Annotated in this window: 16 protein-coding genes; 3 read left to right on the forward strand and 13 right to left on the reverse strand. The window is 70.8% G+C overall.

The features are described 5' to 3' along the window. Positions 1–14: 14 nt before the first annotated feature. A complete protein-coding gene (locus ACNYS0_RS11840) occupies positions 15–1,658 on the forward strand; it encodes a sensor histidine kinase (protein ID WP_422473067.1) in 1,644 nt (547 codons plus the stop codon). Beyond that, positions 1,655–2,332, forward strand: coding sequence for a response regulator (locus tag ACNYS0_RS11845; RefSeq protein ID WP_422473069.1), 678 nt, complete (start codon positions 1,655–1,657; stop codon positions 2,330–2,332). The genes ACNYS0_RS11840 and ACNYS0_RS11845 overlap by 4 nt, the downstream gene beginning before the upstream one ends. Before the next feature lie 13 nt (positions 2,333–2,345). Here ACNYS0_RS11845 and ACNYS0_RS11850 read toward each other — a convergent pair whose 3' ends face one another. The 6 genes from ACNYS0_RS11850 to ACNYS0_RS11875 form a co-directional block, all read right to left on the reverse strand. Next, positions 2,346–3,956, reverse strand: coding sequence for a solute symporter family protein (locus ACNYS0_RS11850; RefSeq protein WP_422473071.1), 1,611 nt, complete (start codon positions 3,954–3,956; stop codon positions 2,346–2,348). Further along, on the reverse strand, positions 3,953–4,486 hold the full coding sequence (locus tag ACNYS0_RS11855; RefSeq protein ID WP_422473073.1) for a DUF485 domain-containing protein: 534 nt from the start codon (positions 4,484–4,486) through the stop codon (positions 3,953–3,955). Before ACNYS0_RS11855 ends, ACNYS0_RS11850 begins: the two co-directional genes overlap by 4 nt. A gap of 93 nt (positions 4,487–4,579) precedes the next feature. Continuing rightward, complete coding sequence (locus ACNYS0_RS11860; protein ID WP_422473075.1) at positions 4,580–5,287, reverse strand: response regulator; 708 nt, start codon at positions 5,285–5,287, stop codon at positions 4,580–4,582. Further along, positions 5,284–6,441: a sensor histidine kinase gene (locus tag ACNYS0_RS11865; RefSeq protein WP_422473077.1), complete on the reverse strand. Its 1,158-nt coding sequence runs from the start codon at positions 6,439–6,441 to the stop codon at positions 5,284–5,286. The genes ACNYS0_RS11860 and ACNYS0_RS11865 overlap by 4 nt, the downstream gene beginning before the upstream one ends. Then, on the reverse strand, positions 6,438–6,944 hold the full coding sequence (locus ACNYS0_RS11870) for a DUF1453 domain-containing protein (RefSeq protein WP_422473079.1): 507 nt from the start codon (positions 6,942–6,944) through the stop codon (positions 6,438–6,440). Before ACNYS0_RS11870 ends, ACNYS0_RS11865 begins: the two co-directional genes overlap by 4 nt. A gap of 182 nt (positions 6,945–7,126) precedes the next feature. Then, complete coding sequence (locus tag ACNYS0_RS11875) at positions 7,127–9,250, reverse strand: DNA gyrase/topoisomerase IV subunit B (protein WP_422473081.1); 2,124 nt, start codon at positions 9,248–9,250, stop codon at positions 7,127–7,129. Positions 9,251–9,690: 440 nt separating this feature from the next. Between ACNYS0_RS11875 and ACNYS0_RS11880 the strand changes: the two genes are divergently transcribed. Further along, a complete protein-coding gene (locus ACNYS0_RS11880; RefSeq protein WP_422473083.1) occupies positions 9,691–9,921 on the forward strand; it encodes a DUF7455 domain-containing protein in 231 nt (76 codons plus the stop codon). A gap of 102 nt (positions 9,922–10,023) precedes the next feature. Here ACNYS0_RS11880 and ACNYS0_RS11885 read toward each other — a convergent pair whose 3' ends face one another. The 7 genes from ACNYS0_RS11885 to ACNYS0_RS11915 form a co-directional block, all read right to left on the reverse strand. Beyond that, a complete protein-coding gene (locus tag ACNYS0_RS11885; RefSeq protein ID WP_422473085.1) occupies positions 10,024–10,857 on the reverse strand; it encodes a serine protease in 834 nt (277 codons plus the stop codon). Between the two features lie 160 nt (positions 10,858–11,017). Further along, positions 11,018–12,568 carry an RNA polymerase sigma factor gene (locus tag ACNYS0_RS11890; protein ID WP_422473087.1) on the reverse strand — a complete coding sequence of 517 codons (1,551 nt, stop codon included), beginning with the start codon at positions 12,566–12,568 and terminating at the stop codon, positions 11,018–11,020. Between the two features lie 454 nt (positions 12,569–13,022). Beyond that, a complete protein-coding gene (locus ACNYS0_RS11895; protein WP_422473089.1) occupies positions 13,023–13,907 on the reverse strand; it encodes a FadR/GntR family transcriptional regulator in 885 nt (294 codons plus the stop codon). Between the two features lie 163 nt (positions 13,908–14,070). Continuing rightward, positions 14,071–16,032, reverse strand: coding sequence for an ABC transporter ATP-binding protein (locus ACNYS0_RS11900; RefSeq protein ID WP_422473091.1), 1,962 nt, complete (start codon positions 16,030–16,032; stop codon positions 14,071–14,073). 247 nt (positions 16,033–16,279) lie between these two features. Next, a complete protein-coding gene (locus ACNYS0_RS11905) occupies positions 16,280–17,041 on the reverse strand; it encodes an NUDIX hydrolase (RefSeq protein WP_266714958.1) in 762 nt (253 codons plus the stop codon). A 107-nt stretch (positions 17,042–17,148) separates the two neighbouring features. Next, entirely contained in the window at positions 17,149–19,116 is a 1,968-nt protein-coding gene (locus ACNYS0_RS11910; RefSeq protein WP_422482598.1) for a glycogen debranching N-terminal domain-containing protein, read from the reverse strand. Between the two features lie 374 nt (positions 19,117–19,490). Then, entirely contained in the window at positions 19,491–20,951 is a 1,461-nt protein-coding gene (locus tag ACNYS0_RS11915; RefSeq protein ID WP_422473093.1) for a DUF4192 domain-containing protein, read from the reverse strand. Positions 20,952–21,053: the final 102 nt, after the last annotated feature.

Below are 21,053 nucleotides of genomic sequence, written 5' to 3' on the forward strand. Positions count from 1 at the left end.
TACCGTTCTGAGCCATGAGCTCGACTTCCCCTGCCCGCCGCCTGCGCTTCGGCCTCCCCAAGCGGGTGTTCGCCCAGGTGCTGCTGATGCAGGTGGCGATCGCCGCGGGGGTGGCGGTGCTGGCCACGGGGCTCTTCCTGGCGCCGCTGAGCGACCAGCTCGACGATCAGGCGATGCGCCGGGCCCTGGCCATCGCGCAGACCACCGCCGCGGAGCCGCGGATCGCCGAGGAACTGCGCTCCTCACGGCCGAGCCCGGACGGTCCCGTGCAGGCCGCGGCGGAGCGGATCCGGCGGGCCAGCGGCGCCGAGTACGTCGTGATCATGAACAGGGAAGGCGTCCGCTGGTCACACACCGACCGCGGCCGGATCGGGCACATCGTGTCGACGGACCCCAGCGCGGCGCTGGGGGGCCGCGCGGTCATGGAGATCGACGACGGGACGCTCGGCCGCTCCGCGCGCGGCAAAGTGCCCCTGAGGGCCGCCGACGGGGCCATCGTGGGAGCCGTCTCGGTCGGCATCGAGTACGACAGCGTCCGCGCGCGCCTCGTCCACGCCATCCCGGGGCTGTTCGCGTATGCGGGAGGAGCCCTGGCCGTCGGGGCGCTCGCCGCGTATCTGATCTCGCGGCGGGTCCAGCGGCAGACCCGCGACCTGGCCTTCTCGGACATCTCGGCGCTCCTGGCCGAGCGCGAGGCCATGCTGCACGGCATTCGCGAGGGCGTCGTGGCCCTGGACCGAGGCGGCCGGGTGCGCCTGCTCAACGACGAGGCACAGCGACTGCTGGGCGTGGACGCACGGGTCATCGGACGGCCCCTGGACGAGGCACTCGGGGAAGGGCGTACGACGGACGTGCTCGCCGGGAACGTCTCCGGGACCGACCTGCTGACCGTCCGTGGCCAGCGGGTCCTGGTCGCGAACCGGATGCCCACCGACGACGGCGGCGCGGTCGCCACCCTGCGCGACCGCACCGAACTGGAACAGCTGGGCCGCGAACTCGACTCCACGCGTGGTCTGATCGACGCGCTGCGCGCACAGGACCACGAGCACGCGAACCGCATGCATACGTTGTTGGGCCTTCTGGAGCTGGAGATGTACGAGGAGGCCGTGGACTTCGTGGGCGAGGTGGCGGGGGCGCGCCGGGTGACCGCGGAACAGATCACCGAGCGGATCGAGGACCCGCTGCTCTCGGCCCTCATGGTGGGCAAGGCGACCGTGGCGGCGGAGCGCGGTGTCGCGTTCGGCATCTCCGAGGGCACCTGGCTGCCGGACCGCCTCGTGGATCCGCGCGGCCTCGTGACGATCGTCGGCAACCTGGTGGACAACGCCCTGGACGCGGCCGCCGGTTCGGGGCAGCACGCGCGCGTGGAAGTGGATCTGCGGGCCGAAGGCCGCAGTGCCGTCCTACGGGTACGCGACTCGGGGCCGGGCGTCCCCGCCGACCAGCGGGAGACCGTCTTCGTGGAAGGCTGGTCCACCAAGGAGCCACCGGCCCACGGCAAGCGGGGCATCGGACTCGCCCTGGTCCGCAGGTTCGCCGAGCGACAGGGCGGCACGGCCGAGGTGACCCGGTCGCCCCTCGGGGGTGCCGAATTCGTCGTCGTCCTGCCGGAGGCCCTCACCGTGGACGTGCCGGACGTGACCGAGGAGGCCCGATGATCGACGTACTGGTCGTGGACGACGACACGCGCGTGGCCGACGTCAACGCCGCCTATGTGGCGAAGGTGCCCGGATTCCGTGTCGCGGCGACCGCCCACAGCGCGGGCGAGGCACTCGACCGGATCGAGGAGCTCCATGTCGACCTGGTGCTGCTCGACCACTATTTGCCGGACCAGACGGGCCTGGCGCTGGCCCGGACGGTGCGCGAGCGCGGCCACCAGATCGACGTGATCATGGTGACCGCCGCACGCGACGTGGGGACCGTGCAGGCCGCGATGCGTCACGGGGCGTTGCAGTACCTGGTCAAGCCGTTCTCGTTCGCGGGCCTTCGCGGCAAGTTGGAGGCGTACGCGACGCTGCGGCGCACCCTCGACGGCGGGGGCGAGGCGGAGCAGGCGGAGGTCGACCGGATCTTCGGTGCGCTCTCCGCCGGGCCCGCGCCCGAGCTGCCCAAGGGCCACTCGCCCACCACCGCCGAGCTGGTCCGCAGGGCGATGATGACCGCCGAGGGCCCGCTGTCGGCGCAGGAACTGGCCGACGCCACCGGGCTCAGCCGGCAGACCGCCCAGCGCTACCTCAAGCTCCTGGAACGGACCGGACGCGTGCGGCTGAGCCTCAAGTACGGCGACACGGGGCGGCCCGAGCACCGGTACGAGTGGGCCGCCAGCCGCTGACCCCCTGCCCCTGTCAGACCGCCCCTGCGCCGGTCAGCGCCCGTACTTCGGTCTCCGCGTGCTTTGCCTCGTCCGGCGCCTCTGGAGAGGTCACGGTGCCGAGCCAGCCCGCCAGGAAGCCGAGCGGAATCGAGACGAGCCCGGGGTTCTCCAGCGGGAAGTACTGGAAGTCCACGCCGGGGAACAGCGATGTGGGGCTCCCGGAGACCACCGGGGACAGCACCACGAGCAGCAGCGCGGGCACCAGACCGCCGTACACCGACCACACGGCGCCCCGCGTGGTGAAGCCCCGCCAGAACAGCGAGTAGAGCAGCACGGGCAGATTCGCCGACGCGGCGACCGCGAACGCGAGCCCGACGAGGAACGCCACGTTCAGGTCCCGGGCCAGCAGCCCGAGCCCGATCGCGAGCACGCCGACGCCGGCCGCGGCGACCCGCGCCACCGCGACCTCGCTCCACTGCCTGCCGCCGGGCTTCCCTTCCGGCCCGCCTCGACGGAGCGAGGCGTACAGGTCGTGCGCCACGGAGGCGGAGGAGGCCAGCGTGATCCCGGCGACGACGGCGAGGATGGTGGCGAAGGCGACCGCGGCCACGATCGCGAACAGCACCGTGCCCCCGGTGGAGTCGGCGCCGCCGCCCAGGTCGAGGGCGAGCAGCGGAACCGCCGTGTTCCCCGCCGCGTTCGAACCCCGTACGGCCTCGGGGCCCACGAGGGCCGCGGCGCCGAACCCGAGCACGATCGTCATCAGGTAGAAGCTGCCGATGAGCCCGATGGACCACACGACCGAGCGGCGCGCGGCCCGTGCGGTCGGCACGGTGTAGAAGCGCGACAGGATGTGCGGAAGGCCCGCCGTGCCGAGCACGAGCGCGAGGCCCAGGCTGATGAAGTCGAAGCGCGCGGTCCAGCTTCCGCCGTACTTCAGACCGGGCACAAGGAAGTCCGAGCCGTGCCCGCTGCGTGCCGCGGCGGTGCGCAGCAGCTGGTCGAAGTCACCGTGGAAGCGCGCCAGGACGAGCACCGTCAGGGCGATCGCCCCACCCATGAGCAGGACGGCCTTCACGATCTGGATCCACGTGGTGGCCCGCATCCCTCCCACCGACACATAGACGACCATGAGCGCGCCCACGCCGACGACGGTCCAGGACTGCGCGGCGCCACTCGCCTCCCCGAGCAGCAGCGCGACCAGGCTGCCCGCACCCACCATCTGCGCCACCAGATACAGAACGGACACGGTGACCGAGGACGTTCCCGCCGCGATGCGCACCGGCCGCTCCCGCATCCGGGCCGCGACGACGTCGGCGAGCGTGAACCGGCCGCAGTTGCGCACCAGTTCGGCCACGAGGAAGAGGACCACGAGCCAGGCCACGAGGAAGCCGACCGAGTAGAGCAGCCCGTCGTAGCCGAACAGCGCGATCAGTCCGGAGATGCCGAGGAAGGACGCGGCCGACATGTAGTCACCGGCGATGGCGAATCCGTTCTCCATGGGCGAGAACAGCCGACCGCCCGCGTAGAACTCCTCCGCCGAACCGTGCCGCTTGCGGCTCGCCCAGGTCGTGATGGCGAGCGTGACCGCCACGAACGCGCTGAACAGGACCAGGGCCAAGGTCTGGTGCGCCCCGGTCACCACTGGCCGCCCTCGCCGCGCGCGACACCGTTCACTCGCGCGTGACCGGCGATACCGCGCGTCATCTCCTGCGTGTCCCACCGCAGTTCGAGCGCCGCGCGATCACGACGCAGCCGCGCATGGCGCGCGTACAGCCACGTCAGCAGGAACGTGCTGGCGAACTGCCCGAGGCCCGCGACCATCGCCACGTTCACGGCGCCCGCGACCGGTTCGGCCATCAGGCCGGGCGCCGTAGTGGCGGTCACGACGTACGCGACGTACCAGGCGAAGAAGAGTACGGACGCCGGGACGACGAACCGCCGGTAGCGCCTGCGCACTTCCTGAAACGCCGCGCTGCGCTGCACCTCCAGGTAGACCCCCGCCGCGCTCCGCTCGGACGGCACGGACTGGGCAGGCACGGTGGCCGACGTCGCGCCCGGACCGCGCCATTCACCCCATTCCGAGTCCGGCTCGTCGTACCAGGGATCGCCGCTGCCTCTCGTGGCAACGGCCCTGGGCGGCGCGGTCGCGCGCCCGTCGTGCTTGTCCACCGAACTCTCCTTGTCCGCGGCCCACTGCGGCCGCGGACCAAGGATGGACAGACCGGGAAGATCCCGGACGCTCTCCGCAGACCCTTCACCCCATTAGGTGATGGACGATCCCGGCAGTTTCGCGAGTCCGTGCTGATACGCGTAACGGACGGCCTGGGCGCGGTCCTTGAGCCCGGCCTTCGCGAACAGATTGTTGATGTGGGTCTTCACCGTCGCGGTGGAGACGTGCAGCGACTTGGCGATCTCCTGGTTCGTCAGCCCCTCGGCGATCAGCACCAGTACCTCGGCCTCCCGCGCCGTCAGGCCATCGGGGGGCTCCACGGGATCCGGCACGGCGGCCTCGGGCTGCGACAGTCTCTCCAGGAGGCGCCGCTGGATCTTGGGCGAGAGGCCCGCGTCACCGGACAGCACGTCCTCCACCGCCCGGACGATCTCGTCCCCGCCGGCGTCCTTCGTGAGATAGCCGCGCGCTCCCGCTCTGAGGGCCGGAAAGAGCGACTCGTCATCGGCGTACGTGGTCAGGATGATGACCTGGGTGCCCGGGTACTCCTGCCGAATCCGTCTGGTCGCCTCCGCTCCGTCGCAGCGCGGCATGCGCAGGTCCATCAGGACGACGTCCGGGGACAGTTCGGCCACGAGCGCGACGGCCTCGTCACCGTCTCCCCCGGAGCCGACGACCTCGATCCCGGGCAGCAGCCCGAGCAGCATCACGATGCCTTCGCGCACCACCGTCTGGTCGTCGACCACCACCACGCGGGCCGGTGGCCTCTCCGCGCGCTCCCCCGCCGGGGCCCCGCTCATACGGGAACCTTCAACTTGACCACGAAACCCTCCTCGTACGGCCCCGCCTCGAGCGTGCCGCCCAGCAACTCGGCGCGCTCCTTCATCCCCAACAGACCGTAACCGCCACCACTGACAGTGAGCTCCGCGTGCGGTCGGGATGCCCCCGAATCCCGTACTTCCAGGGCCACTTCGCCCGGCCCGTATTCCAGCCGGATGTCAGTCTTCGCGCCCGGAGCGTGCTTGCGCACGTTCGTCAGCGCCTCCTGTGCGACTCTGCGCACGGTCTGGGACGCCTCGGCGGGCACGGGCCGGCGTCCGCCTCCCACCGTGAGCGTCGCCCCGTCCGAGGACTCGACCAGCTCCCGCAGGAAGTCCTCCAGCGGTGTCATCTCGCCCCGCAGCGCGGACAGGGCCTGCCGCGTCTCGTCCAGTCCGTCCCGGGCCATGCCGCGCGCCGCCACGACGCGCTCCAGGATCTGGTCCCGGTCCGCCCCGCGTTCGATGAGGAGCCGGGCGGCCTCCAGATGCACGAGCTGGGCGGAGAGGCTGTGCGCGAGGACGTCGTGGATCTCGCGGGCGATCCGCGACCGCTCGGCGAGCGCCGCCGACTCGGCCTCCGCGGCGCGCGCGGCACGCTCCTGCTCCAGGGCACGCTGTGCGCTCCCCCGCGCCTCGGCGTCCAGCCGCAGCACGTACCCGGAGAGGGAGAGGCCGATGGCGACGACGGTCGTGGTCAGCCAGGCGTCGTTGTTGACCAGCGCGAACCCGGTGAGTGCCACCGCGGTGGCCGGCACGGAAGCCGCCAGGGGCAGCCGTTCCAGCGCGGAGACCGCGCAGCCGCACCACAGGACGATGGCGGGCCCGACGAACCCGGCCCACTGGGCCAGCACAGCCGTCGCCACCAGAAACGCCAGCAGCCCCAGAGAGGGCCACAACCGGTGGTCGAGAGTCGTACGGAAGAAGGCCCAGGCCGCTGCCGCGCACGCGATCAGCAGCACGGGGACGAAGAACAGCGACCAGTCGCTGACGCCGCGCTGCGTGACGGCGGTCCACACCAGGACCGCGACCACGACCAGCCGCACCGATCGGGCAAGCATGCGCCGGGCGCGCGTGACGCCCTCACGGGAGAGCGCCTCCCGGGAGGGCCAATCCGTCCATTTTCCGGAGATCACCTGCGGTCCTCCCACGCCGGCTGGGCGACAGGACCAACGTACGCCGAGCGCTCCCGCTCGGCCCGCAGCATCAGCAGGCCGGAGCGGACCAGGAGCGAGACGGCGAAGCCGAGCATCAGGCTGGAGCTGCCGGCGTGGATGCCCATCGCCAGACCGACACCCGCCACGGAGGCGCGGGCCGCGACACCACCGAGCCAGGCCCCGGCCGTCGCGACCGTGCCCTTGGTCCACACGTCGCCCCGCTCATCCGTCCACACGCGGGTCGTGAAGGCCCATCCGACGCCTATGCCCAGGCTCACCAGAACCTCGACGGCGAGCAGCACGACCGAGCCCGTCACGTGCTGGGGGTCCGTCACCGCGCCGTCCTTCACGGCGAGGACCGCGAGGATCGCGGGCAGGAGCCACCACTTCCGGTCGCCGGACAGGCGCTCCGTCCTGAACTGCCGGACCAGGACGAATACGACGACGGCGACGATCACCAAGACGGTGGGGACCCCGGACATGACTGCCTCCGTGGAGCGGTCGGGAGCGAAGTGGTTCAACGCCTTCGACGCTACGGAAACGGGCAGGTCAGGAGATCGGACCCGGGGTGGATCGGGGGTGGATCATGCGACTCCACCCGTGGGTGGAGCCGCATGAGACGAACCGCGCTGCGGGGCACGATCGCCGCACCCCGGCCTCGTCGCTACATGTCGATGCGCGAGCGGTCGAGGGTCGAGGCCGAGCTGCTGATGAACTCCTTGCGCGGCGCCACGTCGTTGCCCATCAGCAGGTCGAAGACGTGCTCCGCCGCCTCCAGCTCACCGATGTTGATCCGGCGCAGCGTGCGGTGGCGCGGGTCCATCGTGGTCTCCGCGAGCTGGTCGGCGTCCATCTCGCCGAGACCCTTGTACCGCTGGATCGAGTCCTTGTACCGCACACCCTTGCGCTGGAGCTCGAGCAGTGTCTCGCGCAGCTCGCGGTCCGAGTACGTGTAGATGTACTTGTCCTGGCCCTTCTTGGGCTGGACCAGCTCGATGCGGTGCAGGGGCGGCACGGCGGCGAAGACGCGGCCGGCCTCGATCATCGGCCGCATGTAGCGCTGGAACAGCGTCAGCAGCAGCGTACGGATGTGCGCGCCGTCGACGTCGGCGTCGACGAGCAGGATGATCTTCCCGTAGCGCGCCGCGTCGATGTCGAAGGTCCGGCCGGACCCAGCTCCTATGACCTGGATGATGGCGCCGCACTCCACGTTCTTCAGCATGTCCGTCACGGACGACTTCTGAACGTTGAGGATCTTGCCGCGGATCGGCAGCAGGGCCTGGAACTCGGAGTTCCGGGCGAGCTTGGCGGTGCCGAGCGCGGAGTCGCCCTCGACGATGAACAGCTCGCTGCGCTCCACGTCGTCACTGCGGCAGTCCGCGAGCTTGGCGGGGAGGGACGAGGACTCCAGGGCCGTCTTACGACGCTGCGCGTCCTTGTGCTGACGCGCGGCGATGCGCGTACGGGCCGCGGCGACGGCCTTCTCCATGACGGCACGGGCCTGCGCCTTGGCGTCGCGCTTGGTGGACGACAGGAACGCCTTGAGCTCCTTGGCCACGACATTCGCGACGATCCTGTTGGCCGCCGAGGTGCCGAGGACCTCCTTGGTCTGACCCTCGAACTGCGGCTCCGCCAGACGCACCGTGACGACCGCCGTGAGGCCCTCCAGGGCGTCGTCCTTGACGACGTCGTCCTCGGCCACGCGCAGCACCTTCTGGGCGCGCAGCACCTCGTTCATCGTCTTCGTGAGCGAGCGCTCGAAGCCGGTCACATGGGTGCCGCCCTTGGGCGTGGCGATGATGTTCACGAACGACCTGATGGTCGTGTCGTACCCGGTGCCCCAGCGCAGCGCGATGTCGACACCGAGCTCGCGCTGGACCTCGGTCGGCGTCATCTGCCCGTGCTCGTCGAGCACGGGGACGGTCTCCTTGAAGGTGCCCTGCCCGGTGAAGCGGAGGACGTCGCAGACCGGCTTGTCCTGCGCCAGGTACTCGCAGAACTCGCTGATGCCTCCGTCGAAACGGAAGGATTCCTCGCCCTTGCTGCCGCCCTCGCCGAGACCGAACTCGTCACGGACGATGATGGTCAGGCCCGGCACCAGGAACGCCGTCTGCCGCGCGCGCTGGTGCAGCTCGCCCAGGGAGAGCTTGGCGTCCTTCAGGAAGATCTGGCGGTCCGCCCAGTAGCGGACCCGGGTGCCCCGGCGCGCCTTCGGGACCTTCTTGACCTTGCTCAGTCGCACCGAGGGGTCGAACGAAGCGTCGGGCCCGGCCTTGGCGAAGCCGCCGGGGACACCGCGCCGGAAACTGATGGCGTGCGTGTGCCCACCGAGGTCCACCTCGACGTCGAGGCGCGCCGACAGCGCGTTCACCACGGAGGCGCCCACGCCGTGCAGGCCGCCGGAGGCCGCGTACGCGCCGCCGCCGAACTTGCCGCCCGCGTGGAGCTTCGTCATGACGACCTCGACTCCGGAGAGGCCTGTCTTGGGCTCGACGTCCACGGGGATGCCGCGGCCGTTGTCCCGCACCTCTACGGAGGCGTCGTCGTGAAGGATCACTTCGATGCGGTCGCAGTAGCCTCCGAGGGCCTCGTCGACCGAGTTGTCGATGATCTCCCAGAGGCAGTGCATCAGGCCACGACTGTCGGTCGAGCCGATGTACATGCCCGGACGCTTGCGTACGGCTTCGAGCCCCTCAAGGACGAGCAGGTGCCGCGCGGTGTAGTTGGAACCGTCCCGGTCTGCTCCGGTCAGCAGCGCTGTGGACGGCACGGACGTATCGGCGGTCACGCGGTTCGCTCCTCGCTGAATTTCAGATGGGGCCCTCACTAATGAAGGGCCGGCGTCGGTCGCCGTTCAGAGGGTACCGAGGCCTGGTAGAGCCTTTGTCACGCCACCCTCACCTCAGCCCAGACTAGTCCAGGATCGCATGAGTGTTCGATCCCTCGATGGAGTGACGCCCACATCACGTTCCCTTCCAGGCATGAACCATTTAGGCTCCGGGCACGTCCTCATGAACAAACCGGCAACCAGCCGGGGGAGGACCGACCTGACAGAACGCGCGAACCCGTAAGACGTTAGAGACGCAATACGGCACATTCGCCGCCACCCGGCGACAGACAGCCGGCCTCGAAGAAATTTTTCGAGGAAAAGCCGAGAGCGGGAACGTTTTCGGCCTGGTTGGATGTTGACCCTGGTACGACAGCTCGTCGAGCTAGAGAAGAGGCGACGTGACTACTGTTCTGACCCCCGCGACCCCCCTGACGGCCGCTGACCGCTGTGACCGTTGCGGCGCCCAGGCATATCTGCGCGTCGTTCTGATCAGCGGTGGTGAACTGCTCTTCTGCGCCCACCACGGTCGCAAGTTCGAGCCGGAACTCAAGAAGATCGCCGCTGAGATACAGGACGAGACGGAGCGACTGACCGCCGTTCCGGCAAACGCCGAGACCGAGGAACGCTGACGCCTCGCACACCCGACGAGCCAGCTCCGGCATCAGGCCGGTGATCGGGCGGCTGCTCCTGACCACAGGAGCAGCCGCCCGTCCTCGTATCCGTACGGCGCGTCAGGCGTGCTGCTGCAGGACGCGCAGCGCCTCCGAGGCGCGTGTGTAGACGCCGGGACTGCCCGCACGCCCGCACCCGCTCCCCCAGGACACGAGTCCGATCAGCTTGCCCCCTGCGACCAGCGGGCCACCGCTGTCCCCCTGACAGGCGTCCTTGCCTCCGGCGGGCTCGCCCGCGCAGAGCATCGACGACGGCTTGTACGTCCCGTCCGTGCCACCCGGCGGGTACGCCTTCTTGCACTCGGCGTCGGCGAGAACCTGCACCTGTGCGGCGTGCAACGTACGCGCGTAGTCGCCCGCCCCGGTCGTGTCGCCCCAGCCGTAGACAGAGGCCTCGGTGCCGGCCTTGTACGCCGGGTCACCCTTGTCGGCGATCGGGAGCACATATCCCTCGGGCAGCCGTGTGTCGAGTGTGAGGACCGCCACATCGCCGGCATTGGTCCGGCCGTCGTACGCCGGGTTGATCCATTCGCTGCGCACGGGCACCTCGGTGCCGTTGGACGCATCAAGATCACCGCGGCCGACGATCGCCTTGAGATCCCCCACTTGGTCGCGCGGCGCGCCGAGCACGTCCTCCCCCAGGCAGTGGGCAGCGGTGAGCACCGTCGACCGTCCGACGACCACTCCCCCGCAGAACTGACCCGCGCGGGTACCCCCGAACCGGTCACGGCTTCCGAGCGCCACCACCCAGGGACTCTTGGCGGCGTCGACCCGATGCCCGCCGACGATCCCCTCGTCGGCGGCCGCCGACTGGGGGGAGGCCAACGGCAGCACCGCCGCCGCGGCCAGCACGGCCAGTGGGGCGGTCAGCACCTTCGCGAAAGGGCGTCGCATACGGTCTCCTCACTTTGGGTTGCAACAGCCCACCCAGAGTCATTCAGGGGGACATGCCGCGCACCGCGAGGATCCGCCCACAAGCGCCCACGACGAAGGCCCGGCACTTTCCCGCGAGCGGGAAGTGCCGGGCCTTCGTAGGACCGTTCAGCGCCTGTGACTAGTCGAGGTAGTCGCGCAGGACCTGCGAGCGCGACGGGTGACGCAGCTTCGACATCGTCTTGGACTCGATCTGGCGGATGCGCTCACGCGTCACGCCGTAGACCTTGCCGATCTCGTCGAGGGTCTTCGGCTGACCGTCGGTGAGACCGAAGCGCATGGAGACGACGCCCGCCTCGCGCTCGGACAGGGTGTCGAGCACGGAGTGCAGCTGCTCCTGGAGGAGCGTGAAGCTGACCGCGTCGGCCGGGACGACGGCCTCGGAGTCCTCGATGAGGTCACCGAACTCGCTGTCGCCGTCCTCACCCAGAGGGGTGTGGAGGGAGATCGGCTCGCGGCCGTACTTCTGGACCTCGATGACCTTCTCGGGGGTCATGTCGAGTTCCTTGGCCAGCTCCTCCGGGGTGGGCTCGCGGCCCAGGTCCTGGAGCATCTGACGCTGCACGCGCGCGAGCTTGTTGATGACCTCGACCATGTGCACCGGGATACGGATGGTGCGGGCCTGGTCGGCCATGGCGCGGGTGATCGCCTGACGGATCCACCAGGTGGCGTACGTCGAGAACTTGTAGCCCTTGGTGTAGTCGAACTTCTCGACCGCGCGGATCAGACCGAGGTTGCCCTCCTGGATGAGGTCCAGGAAGAGCATGCCGCGGCCGGTGTAGCGCTTGGCCAGGGAGACCACCAGGCGGAGGTTGGCCTCCAGGAGGTGGTTCTTGGCGCGGCGGCCGTCCTCGGCGATGATCTCCAGCTCGCGCTTGAGCTTCGGCGCGAGCTTGTCGGCGTTGGCCAGCTTGTCCTCGGCGAACAGACCGGCCTCGATGCGCTTGGCGAGCTCGACCTCCTGCTCGGCGTTGAGCAGCGGGACCTTGCCGATCTGCTTGAGGTAGTCCTTGACCGGGTCGGCGGTGGCGCCGGCGGCGGCGACCTGCTGGGCCGGCGCGTCGTCCTCGTCGTCGTCGGACAGGACGAAGCCCTGCCCTTCCTTCTCCTCGGCAGGCTCGCCCTCGGCGGCCTTACCGGCGGCGGGAGCGGTCTCCTCGGTCGCCTCGTCCTCAAGAAGGTCGTCGTCCTTCTTGGCGGCGGTCTTCTTCGCGGCGGTCTTCTTGGCGACCGTCTTCTTGGCGGCGGCCTTCTTGGCCGGCGCCTTCTTCGCCACGGCCTTCTTCGCCGGCTCGGCCTCTTCGTCGACGGCCTCGACGGCCGGCGGCTCGGGGGTGGTGCTGGCGGCGACCTTCTTGGCGGTGACCGTCTTGGCCGCGACGGTCTTGGTCGCGGTGCGCTTGACCGGACTCTTGGCTGCGACGCTGCTCTTTCGGGGACGCTTGGGCTCAGCGGCACTGACCATCAGCGTCACACCCTCTTCCTCGAGGATCTGGTTGAGGCTGCGCAGAACGTTCTTCCACTGAGTGGCCGGAATCTGGTCGGCTTCGAACGCACGGCGCACGTCGTCGCCGGCGATCTGGCCATCAGCCTTTCCCCGCTCAATGAGCGCCATGACAGAGACGGATTCGGCGATCTCCGGCGGGAGCGTACGGGATGTGCTGGCCGACACGAACAACCTCTCGGAACGTTGGAAAACGGCTTCCGGCCCCGTCCTGTGTGGACCGGAGCCGACGACCGCCGGCTTGGGGATGGGCCGACGGCGCGGGCAGGAGCCTGGGAGATGGACAGCGCCACAAGCGGCTGCTGTATTCCCTCCTCGGCTGTCACCTCTTAGGTCATCGCGCTACCCCGAGGAGCGTTACGCCCAATCTGCGTGGCCCGAGTCACACCGCGTTATCGGTCAAAGACTGACTGATACGGACAGAACAGGTCATGCGGCTTCACCGGTCCGGGCAGATGGCGGCCCCCGAAGAGCGGATCCCCAGAGGAGAACGAACCTTCCGCCTACGCCTCGGGTCGCCGGATGGCGCCCTCCTGCACATGCTCCGCGCCCACGTCGCACATGCGGCACCGTCCGGCGACCCACGGTTCGCCCTGCCCGGCCTGTCGCGCCCCTGGCCCGATCAGTGCTCGCGGGGAGCCGGCACCACGCGCTCCACTTCGGGGTGGACCGTGAGCAGCTGACGCACCGCCGCCTCGGCGGCCGAAGCGTCACCCGCCGCGAGCGCGTCGACGATGCGCGCGTGGTGCGCGACGACCGTCTCGTTCGGACGGTCGCAGGCGATGACCGGGCCGCCGGAGACGTGCAGCGCGGCGGACACGATGCCGGAGAGGTGCTCGAGCATCCTGTTGCCCGCGAGCTGAATGAGCAGGGAGTGGAACTCCGCGTCGGCGCGCGAGAACGTGATCGAGTCGCCCTGCCCCAGCGCGTGCCGCATGATCTCCACCATGTCGGCGAGGCGCTGCTGCACGTCCTCCCTGCCGTGCCCCGCGGCGAGCCGCGCGGCGAGGGGCTCGATCGTCCACCGCAGTTCACTCAGCTCGCGCCGCTGGTCGTCGCGCTGCGGCCCGAAGGCGCGCCATTCGATGATGTCCGGGTCCAGCAGGTTCCAGTCGCTGACCGGCCGCACGCGCGTGCCGACGTTCGGCCGGGCGCTGACCAGGCCCTTGGCCTCCAGCACGCGCAGGGACTCGCGGACGACGGTGCGGGAGACCTCGAAACGCTGGCCGATCTCCTCCGGAACCAGCGGGCGGTCGGCACCGAGGTCGCCGGAGACGATCATCTGCCCGAGCTGCTGGACGAGTTGGCCGTGCAGACCGCGCCCCCGGCTTCCCCCGGCACGTCGGCCCACCCGGCCGAGATCCGGGTCGGGGCTCTCCCAGGCGGGACTGCCGACGCGGTCGGCGGTGGACTCCACATAGGGGTAGCGGTCGAGTTCGCCCGGTCCTGCGAGGCCTGATTCGGCGGAGCGGGCGGCGGTCATCATGGTGTGCGCAAGGGTACTCACGGAATCTGTTGTCGGCGCCGTCCCCAACTCCCTTGAGGTCTTTGGTGAAAAGCACACGAAAGGGTGATCTCCCTCCTCGCTGCACTTGACGCCTTATCGGAAAGAAGTGGGCGTTCAACGGGGAGTTGTGCTCAATGAGGCACCGGAAGGCGTCGGGTGGTCGTCACCGCGCCCGAGTACGCAGCGCTGTGAGCAGATATGCGCAGAGCAGAGCGCTCAACGACAACATCAGCGCACCGCCCACAGGTTGAGTGATCATCCGCATTCCGGCAGCGGCGAACCGCTCGATCCCGAACGGCCAGTCCACCAGCGCAAGATCACGCAGGCGTCCGGGAAGTCCCGCCGCTGTTCGCACAGATGGTCCCTCCAAGGCCTTCTGTACGAGCGGCACAATGATGATCGGCACGGCCACCACGGCGGCGAGTCCGGCCGCCGTCGACCAGAACAGGCCGGACGCGAGAACGCCCGCCCAGGCGCAACCGATGACCAGGGCGAGCCAACTCGCGCTCAGGGAGAGCCAATCGGTGGGAACGTGCGTGAGCTCCGGTCCGTATACGAGGTGGAGCAGCGCGGCATCACCGACGACGGTGAGAACGCCCAGGAGGAGGGCGCCCGCCGCACCGACGAGCAGCTTCGCGGCGAGAAGTCCCAGGCGGCGGGGGACGGTTCCGCGATCGGCCGCGAGGGCCGGGTGGCGGAATTCGTCACCGAACGCGAAGGCTCCGAGCAGTCCCGCCCCCAGGGCGGCGGGCGGCAGCGGAAGGGCCTGCGGCCAGGCGGCGATCAGACGTGGCTGCGGGGTGTGCCCGGCACGTGCGAGCAGTACGGAGAGGAGTGCGGAGACGGCGAGAACGAGTGCGACGGTGACATGACCGGTGGCGATGCCGGTCGCGCGACGCAGTTCGTAGCGCACCGGGCGCAGCGGGCCGCGGGCGGTCCGCACGGTGATCGGGGGCGGCAGCGTCGGCAGCGCGACGGACGCCTCGCGCGCGGATTCACTCCCAGGCGCAAAGTCGTTCGAGGTGGCTCGGCGCTGTGCCCGCGAGGGCGATGCCGCACCGGCGAGCGGCACGAAGGTGCTGGTGGGGGAAAGAGCGTTGAGGGGCGCGATGGACGCGGGGACGTCGGCCGGGCCGTCGGTTCCGGTGCCGGCCCGGGCATTGGCGTCCGCGTCGATGCCGCCGTCGCCGCTGTCCGGCCGGATGTCGGTGTCGGTGTCGGTGGCGGTGGCGAGGGGCGTCACCGCCGCAGGACCCGCGTCGCCTGTCTCGTCGGCGAGTTGGTGCACGAGGATGCCGTGCCGGAACGCGACGTCCCCCACGTCCGCGCAGGTGCTCCCGTACACCGACAGCCTGCTGCCGTCCTCCGTGACCACCTCGACGGAGCGCTTGGCCGTACGTGCCTCCTTCGCCAGGAGGACGCCGAACCTCGCGGCGTGCGGGCTGCGGACCGCGACCCGGGGCCGCAGTCGGGTACGGGCGAAGTCGGCGACATCCTGATCCGCCACCACCCTGCCCTGGTCGAGCGTGACGACGCGGTCGGCGACCCGGGCCGCCTCCTTGGCGTCCTCCGTGGTGAAGAGAACCGTGCCACCGAGCGCGGCATGCGCCCTCAGGATGCCGTGCAGCCACTTGCCCTCCCTGACGGAGAGGCCCGCCGCGGGGTCGTCGAGCACCAGCGTGTGCGGATCGGCGAGCAGCGCGCAGGCCAGGCCGAGCCGTCGGTCCATGCCGCGCGACAGACTGCCCAGGCGCTCCTCTCGCAGGCTCACCAGGCCCACCACCTCAAGCACTTCGTCCGCGCGGCGCACGGACACGCCTGCGGCGGAGCAGAGCATGCGCAGGTGCCCCCGGACGGTTCTGGCCGGGTGGCCGGGCACGTCACCGAGGAGTACGCCGACTTCCCGCGCGGGATGGGCGATGCGGTGCAGCGGGCGACCTCTGAAGTAGGTGACACCACGGCCCTGTTGGAGTTCGAGCATCAGGCGTACAGCCGTGGTCTTGCCCGACCGGCGGGCGCCGAGCAGGGCGGTGACACGGCCGACGCTCGCGTCGAAGGACACGTCGTCGACCGCGGGCGGGCTCCCCTTGCGTGCGTTACTCGTCAGTCCGATGGCCTGGATCATCGCTTCTCTCGCAGGACGGGCGACCGCTCGGCGGCCGGGGCCCACCCGCCGACAGGGCGACGGGCAAACCCCTGAGGTACTTCAGCAAGATAACGCGATATTCAGTACTTTTCGGGCATCGCGCCTATGCGAGTGCCCACGATTCCGGGCCTCCCGCCGGTACCGCCGTGCCCCACTGGGCGCCACTCGGACCGCACGTGAGGTGCGTGAGACGCGTGAGACGCACCTCGTCCTCACCGCGAATCGATCAGGCTTCCGGTCGCAGCATCGGCGGGTTGAGAAGTGTCGCCCCACCGGCGCGGAAGAGCTGGGCCGGCCGACCGCCCTGGCGGGTGGTGGTTCCGCCGGTCGGCACCAGGAAGCCCGGAGTGCCCGTCACCTTGCGGTGGAAATTGCGCGGGTCGAGCGCGACGCCCCATACGGCTTCGTAGACGCGGCGCAGCTCGCCGACGGTGAACTCGGGCGGGCAGAACGCCGTGGCGAGCGAGGAGTACTCGATCTTTGAGCGCGCCCGCTCCACGCCGTCCGCCAGGATCTGCGCATGGTCGAAGGCCAACGGTGCCGCCTGCTCGTCCTCGCGCCCGTAGCCACCGTGCTTCAGCAGCGCCTCCACCGGGGCCCACCGCGCGCTGTGCGCGTCGCCGCCGGGGCGCGGCGCGGGCAGGTCGGGGGCGAGCGCGAGATGGGCGACGCTGACCACGCGCATCCGTGGATCCCGCTTCGGGTCGCCGTAGGTGGCCAACTGTTCCAGGTGTGCGCCGTTGTCCTGTGCCGGTGCCATGGGGTCGTGGGCGCACAGCCCCGTCTCCTCGATCAGCTCACGCGCGGCCGCCGCGGTCAGGTCCTCGTCGTCCCGTACGAACCCGCCGGGCAAGGCCCAACGCCCTTGAAACGGCGGTTCACCACGGCGTACCGCCAACGCACACAGTGCGTGACGGCGCACGGTCAGCACGACCAGATCGACGGTGACTGCGAAGGGCGGAAAGGCCGACGGGTCGTAGGGCGACATGGAACGATCATAGTCGTCTGCCTGACGATAAACACTCCCTTCGCTCTCCTGCTCCACCGTGCGTCGAGCGGTGCGCAGGAGTCCAGGCCCGTCAGGGTCCGTGCCCGTCACACGCCCAACTGCAGTTCGCCCGAAGCCTCCTCCACCATGGCGAGGCCGAGCCTGCTGACGCGTACGGAGAACGGCTGCCCGGCGACCCGCAGCCCGGTCAGCCCGATCTCTCCCAGCGGGGCGCTGCGCATCGGCGACAGCGTCACCGTCCGGGCCGGCACGTCGGGGCGGACGCCCACGAGGGTGGCCAGCAGGAGCACGCCGGCCGCGGCCGCCACGGCAGCGGGTCGGCACGCGGCGGGGTGCGGCATCGGAACGCCGCCCTCGACCCGCTGCAACCCCGCGTACATCTCGGGCAGCCTGCCGTCGAAGGCGTCGGCCGCGTCGAGGACACCTCTGATCAGTGACGCCGCCTCATTCTCGTACCCGGCGGCGGACAAGCCCGCGACGGCGACAGCGGTCTCGTGCACCCGCACCGCCCCCGAGCGGTGCCCGAACGGGTTGTACGACGCCTCCTTCACCCCCAGACTTCTGAGCCCCCAGCCGGAATCGAGCCCCGGTGCGCCGAAGAGCCTCGCGAGGTGCTCGGTCTGCACCTTGTCCAGCAGGCCCGGCGCGCACTCACCCGCACCGAGCAGCCCGGTGTCCAGAAGGTGCGCGGCGTCGCTGCCCAGATACGCCGACCTGCGCCCGTCCGCCATGCGCGCGGCCGCCGGTCGCCCTCCGCCTCGGTCCTCGACCCAGAAGTCCTCCTGGAAACGCCGCCGCAGCTCCTCGGCCCACTGGCGCAGTTCGCCGCCGCCGGGTCTGTCGTGGGCGTCCAGCAGGTCGGCACCGAGCAGGGCCGCCCGATGCGCATGCGCCTGGGTCTCGCACCGTTGAGGTCCTCCCGGGCCGGGATCCGGGATGTACTGGCTTTCGCGGGCGGTGCTCCGCAGCCACTGAAGACAGCGCTCGGCGGCCGGCAGTAGCTCCGCCACCTCGGGCTCGCCCAGGCCCCAGCGTCTGGCCTCGGCGAGCAGGACCGGGAACAGGAGAGTCGCCTCGACCCCCGTGCAACGTGACGGCAGTTGCCCACCCGCCTGCCGCATCGGCCCCGGTAGCTTCCCGAACGCCGCGCCGGGCTCGCGCAGTTGCGTACGGGCGAGGGCTCGCAGCGTGCCGAGGGCGAGCGCGGTCCCCAGCGGCAAGGCCATCCGGGCGGCCGCCAGGGCCTCGGCGGGGGCCGGACCGCAGCGCCACGGGGCGCCCGCGGCCACGCAGACGTCCCCCGGATGCGCAGGATCACCCACCAGGAGCGCCTGTAGGTCGTCGATGCCCGCGCGCAGCAGTGGGCCCACGCGCGGGTCGTCCCCCTGCGCCATGGCCTGGGCGAACGGCCGGATTGCGCTGCGCCCGGCCGCTCTGCGGGTGCCTTCACCGATCTCCCGCACCCGCAGCCGCACCGTGCGCCTGCCGCCCGGTGGAAGTTCGAAGTCCCAGCGCAGCAGGCCGGCGGATGCCAGGGCGTCCGTCGGCGGCGGCGTCACGGTGACGAGGGCGGCCGGCCCGCCGCCCGGCGGTGACGGCCAGCGCAGTCCGCTGTCATGGACCATGGCAGGCAGTTCGCGCCCGCCGCTCCCGGCCGCGACGGCGCCGAGGTCCGCGAGATCCGTGCCCAGAGCCACTTCGAACGGCAGCCGCAGCGTGCGCTGCGCGAAGCTGCGCAACGTGATGTCCTCCGTGCCCTCCGCGTGTCGGATCCGCTCGACGAAGACGTCGGGGTCGGGCCCGGCGGCCGCGGCCGCCCGCAGCGTCGCCGTGAAGAAGGCCCGGTCCGCGGAGATCATGCGTGCCTGCAAGGCGGTCGGTTCACGCCCCGCCACCCGGATCTGACAGCGCGACAGCAGACGTCTGCCCCGGTGGTAGAAGCCTTCGAGTCCTTGCCCTGTCAGCTGTCCCGGGCTCGAAGAGATCGCGAGGCCGGGCAGGGCGACACAGATCAACGCCTGGTGAACCGGCGCGAGTTCCGTGCTCCGCCGCAGCGCACGGGCGGGTCCCGACGAAGGCGCCTGAAGGCCCGGGAGGCCCGGAGGCGTACGTGGCCGTCCTTGCCCGGACTCGGGCAGCACGGCATCGAAGGCGCGATGCGGGGCCGACGCCCCGGCCACCTCACGAACCGCCAGAGGGCCACGGAGTGCATCGTCGTCGCGCACCGTAGGTGGGTACTGCGGCGAAGGGTCGGATGCCATCTTCGCTCCTCTTCCCTGGCGGGTACGGCCCGCCGGTGACCTGCCCCGCATCTCGGCGGCGCGGCCCGGCCGCCGCCACCGCTCACCGAGATGAACGGGGCGCACCCACTCCAAGTAACGCCACAGGATCGCGAAGCGAGAACGCGGACCCGTGGGGCGGTCGGTCCTCATCCGTCGCCCCCGCTCCGCTGTCGCCTGGGGCGGCGGGGCTCCGTCGGCCGCCGCGGTGCCCGCACGCCCGCCCGTGCGGGACGTGTCCCGGCTCCGGGGCGCCGCTCGCCCCGTCGCCGTAGGGCGGCCTCCAGGCCGCGGGAGGCACGGGACACACCTGGATCGGCGCCTCCGGGGACGGCCACCGCGGACGGCCGAGGTCCGGCGCCTCCGCCGGTACTCGTGGAGGCGCCCTCGGCCACCCCGGCCGGTTTGTCCGATGCCAGGCCCAGATCAAGGTCCAGGTTCGCGTCCGAGTCAAGATCCGAGTCCGAGTCCGGATCCGAGTCCGGGTTCGTCCGCCGCGCTCGCAGGGAGCGCCGCACCGGCTCGGGGTCGAGCCCCTCCGCGCGCGCTTCGTTGAGCAAGCGGGCGAACACGTAGCGCGGATCGGCACCGAGGGCCATCTCCAGCGCCTGGTCCGCCTCTACGGTGTCGCCGAGCGACCAGGCCACCCACCCCACCAGTGCCAGTGGTGCCGCGGCGTACTCCCCGTACGGCCCGACGCACCGGCGCGCCAGCGCCCTCCACAGGCGCAGGGCCTGAACGCCCTCCTCGCCCTCCATCCACTCCGCCGCCCGATCTCGGGTCACCCGGTCCTGGAGACCGAGAATCAGGGACGCGGCCTCGTCGTGCGCGAGCAGCTCGTCGTCCTTGAGGTCGGCGGCGAGGGCGTCCTCCGCCCCCGGCGCGTCCGCGAGGCGCCGCATGACCAGACGGGCCAGATCCAGCGTCGCCTCCTCCACCTCCTCACGGGGAGTACCGGCCAGGATCCTCGGCACGAGATCCATCGCCGCCGCGTCGAGGGCACGCGTCTGATCCCTGACGAGCCCCGCCGCCAAGGGGGTCAGGCGCGCCCTCATCCTCCCCAGGGACTCTCGGACCCGAATGCCCGCGAAGGCCGCCGTGGCCGCCATCACCGAGGTGCCGTCGGTCGCGATGACGTTGCCCTCGGCCGGGCAGCACTCAGCGCGTGCGCAGCAGTAGGACCAGTACCTGCCTTCCGACAGGCACAGCGCCTCCGTGACCGGCACGTCGAGGGCGCCGCATTCGGTGCGCAGGAGCTGGGCCAGCGGCCTGAGCCGCCGCATGATCCGCCGCCCCGAATCGGGTCCGGGGGTCGGGGCGTCCTGGCAGAGGAACGCGACCACGCTGTCGGGGTGGCCGTCCCTGCGCTCGCACTCGCCGATCAGGCACTGGGCCATCTCTCGCGCCACGGCCTGCCAGTCCTCGGTGCGCTCGGGAATGCCGAGGCGCACCCGACCGCCGAAACGCCCCTTGTGCAGGGCGACCAGGACGATGCTGTCGTCGGGCCGGAACCCGAGCAAGTACGGGAGCGCCTCGGCGAGTTCGCCCGCTGTGCGGAGAGTGATCTTTGCTTCGCCGGTCATCCCGGCCGACTCGCTGTGATTCGTCATGCGCCGACCATGCCGCGGAATGAACGACTCCGGTTCGACCTGTGGATAACCCCGATCAGGGACACGACAGGAGTTGTCCACAGTCGGCGGGCTCGTTCGCGT

This window comes from Streptomyces anthophorae, assembly GCF_049310305.1.
GTDB lineage: Bacteria > Actinomycetota > Actinomycetes > Streptomycetales > Streptomycetaceae > Streptomyces.